The sequence below is a fragment of the Limnohabitans sp. genome, assembly GCF_044361985.1.
Lineage (GTDB): Bacteria > Pseudomonadota > Gammaproteobacteria > Burkholderiales > Burkholderiaceae_C > Limnohabitans_A.
Map to the genome: position 1 here is coordinate 1 of NZ_JBIKHV010000184.1, position 2,843 is coordinate 2,843.

The 2,843-nt window shown below is 62.3% G+C and carries 3 protein-coding genes; 2 read left to right on the top strand and 1 reads right to left on the bottom strand.

Features of this window, described 5'->3' with window-relative positions:
• Positions 1 to 638 (top strand): FAD-dependent monooxygenase (locus ACIQ3A_RS14820; protein ID WP_396432491.1); only part of this gene is annotated, 638 nt, incomplete at its 5' end.
• 166 nt (positions 639 to 804) lie between these two features.
• Positions 805 to 2,031, top strand: coding sequence for a lytic murein transglycosylase (locus ACIQ3A_RS14825; RefSeq protein ID WP_396432492.1), 1,227 nt, complete (start codon positions 805 to 807; stop codon positions 2,029 to 2,031).
• Between the two features lie 18 nt (positions 2,032 to 2,049).
• Here the strand turns inward: ACIQ3A_RS14825 and ACIQ3A_RS14830 are convergent.
• The coding region (locus tag ACIQ3A_RS14830) for a molybdopterin cofactor-binding domain-containing protein (RefSeq protein ID WP_396432493.1) at positions 2,050 to 2,843 on the bottom strand (794 nt) is incomplete at its 5' end.

The window sequence follows — 2,843 nt, forward strand, 5'->3', positions numbered from 1 at the left end:
GGGCCTTGTTGGCGCAGGCCGATTTGCCCGTGCATTTGCGCACAGACCAGGTCACCGTCTGGATGGGGCCGCGCCTGCATGTGGTGCATTACCCAGTGTGCCGTGGGCAGTGGCTCAATCTGGTCGCCATCGTGCATGGCCGCAAGCCCGAGCAAGCCCAGAACTGGGACCAGGCTGGACACGCCCAAGCTTTGCTGCAGGCCATGGGCGGCGATTTCGGCGCGATTGGCAAAGACCTGCAGGAGCGCCTGGCAGCGGTTCCAGCCTGGCGGCTTTGGGCGCTGCACGACCGTGCGCCCATCGCTGCTGCTGGGCAAATGGCACAAGGCTGTGTGGCACTGTTGGGCGATGCTGCTCACCCGATGCGGCCCTATCTGGCCCAGGGCGCAGGCATGGCGATCGAGGATGCGCAGGTGTTGGCCCAGTGCCTTGTACAGACAGGCCAACCCGTGGCTGAGCAGTTGCAGGCCTATGCAGCGCAGCGCTGGGCGCGCAATGCAAGGGTACAAGCCCGGGCGATTCGCAACGGCCAGATTTTCCACGCCCAGGGCGCTGTGGCCATGGGGCGCGATTGGTCCATGCGGCTACTGGGCGAGCGCTTGATGGATGTGCCTTGGTTGTATGGCTGGAACCGCTGAACGCGGTCTATGAAGAAAAATACTCCACCATTCGCTGTACATTCCCTTGTGGTCAGACAGGCCGATCCACCACCTCAAAGACAGCTTTTGCCCCACATGCCATTCAAAAAAATGACCGCAACAGCCGCAACATGGGCCACTGGTTCACTTGTTCAGGAGTGCGCGCATGAAAAATAGGACCATCACCATTGCTTCAGAGGCTTTGCGGTCTGTCTTCTCATACACCTTGTTGGGCGCTTTTCTGATGGTCCCAAGCGCTTGGGCGCAAAGCACCGATTTGTCGGCCTGCATGGCCAAGTTGCGTCCCGCAGCGCGCATGGGCAAGGTCACCGATGCAACCTGGACGCGCCACACGGAGGGACTGCAGGCCGATTTCAGCGTGATCGAAAAGTTAAACTTCCAGCCCGAATTTCGCACTGCTATTTGGGATTACATGTCGGCCTTGGTGGACGATGAGCGAGTGGCCGATGGTGCCGCGCGCCTGGCAGAGCAGCGCCCAGCCCTGGCGCGTGCCGAGCAACGCTTTGGCGTAGACCCGGCCACGGTGGTGGCGGTGTGGGGCGTGGAAAGCAATTTTGGCCAGACCTTTGGCAAGTACCCGCTGGTGCAGGCCTTGGGCACCTTGTCGTGTCATGGGCGGCGGCAAAGTTTTTTTCAGGGCGAATTTTTCGCGGTGCTGCGTATTTTGCAGGCTGGCCACATTGCGCCTGAGCGCTTGGTCGGTTCATGGGCGGGGGCGTTTGGCCACACCCAATTCATGCCTACCACTTTTGAGCGCCTGGCGGTGGATTTTGACGGCGACGGCCGCGCCGACCTGATGGACAGCAGCGTGGACGCGCTCGGCTCGACCGCCAACTTCTTGGCCCGTGCGGGCTGGCAAAGTGGCTTGCCGTGGGGCATCGAGGTGAAGTTGCCCACTGGCATTTCTTTGGCGGGTGAGGGGCGTCGGACCAAGCGCCCAGTGGCCGATTGGGCAGCCCGGGGCGTACGCCGAACCGATGGTTCGGCCTTGCCGGAAAGCTTGGGTTCTGTGGGCTTGCTGACGCTGGCGGGTGCCAATGGCCCAGCGTTTTTGGTGACTCGAAACTTTGACGCGCTCTACAGCTACAACGCGGCCGAAAGCTATGGCCTGGCCATTGCCCACCTGAGCGACCGCCTGCGCGGCGCAAGCCCATTTGCCACGCCCTGGCCGACGGATGACGCGGGCCTGTCACGCGCTGAGCGGCGCGAGTTGCAAGGCCTGCTGGTGATGCGTGGACACGACATCGGCCCGGTGGATGGCATGTTGGGCAACAAATCGCGCGAGGCGATCCGCGCCGAACAAAAGCGTCTGGGCATGGAAGTCAATGCCCGTGGGGGCCAGAAAATCCTCAAGACTTTGCGTGGGGGGTGATGGCCGTGGGTACTGAACTCAAACCACCAAGGGCAAAGCCCGCAGCCGCTTGCCCGTCAGGGCAAACAAGGCATTGGCCACTGCGGGTGCCAGTGGCGGCACTGCTGGCTCGCCCACGCCAGCGGGATGCCGGGTGCTGGACACGATGTGGGTCTCGACTGTAGGTGCCTGGCTGAGCGTGACCATGGGGTAGCTGGGGAAGTTGCTTTGCTGCACCTCGCCGCCCACGATGTCGATCTGGCCAAACAGGGCTGCACTCAGGCCATAAATCACGCTGCTTTCCATTTGCTGCGCCACCGTGTCGGGGTTGACCACGGTGCCGCAGTCGATGGCACAGACCACGCGGTGCACGCGGATCTGGCCTTGAGCGACCGAGACCTCAGCGACTTGCGCCACGATGGAACCAAAGGATTTGTGCAGCGCAATGCCTTGCGCACGGCCTGCGGGCAAAGGCTTGCCCCAGCCTGCTTTGCTGGCGGCCAGTTGCAACACGGCCGCATAACGTGGCGCGTCTTTCAACAGATTCAAACGAAAGGCCAGCGGGTCTTGCTTCGTGGCCACGGCCAGCTCGTCGATGAAACTCTCCGAGAAAAAAGCGTTGTGCGAATGGCCCACTGAGCGCCAAAAACCTACCGGCACGCCGGACTTCGTGGCGACATGGCTCATGTGCTGGCTGGGAAAGCCATAGGGCAGATCGAACAAACCTTCGGCGGTGGTTTTGTCGGGCATGTCGATGGGGCCTGACAGATGGGGGGCTGCACGCGCCATCCAGCGCGGTGTGATGGCATCGCCCGCTGACTTGATGCGCAAAC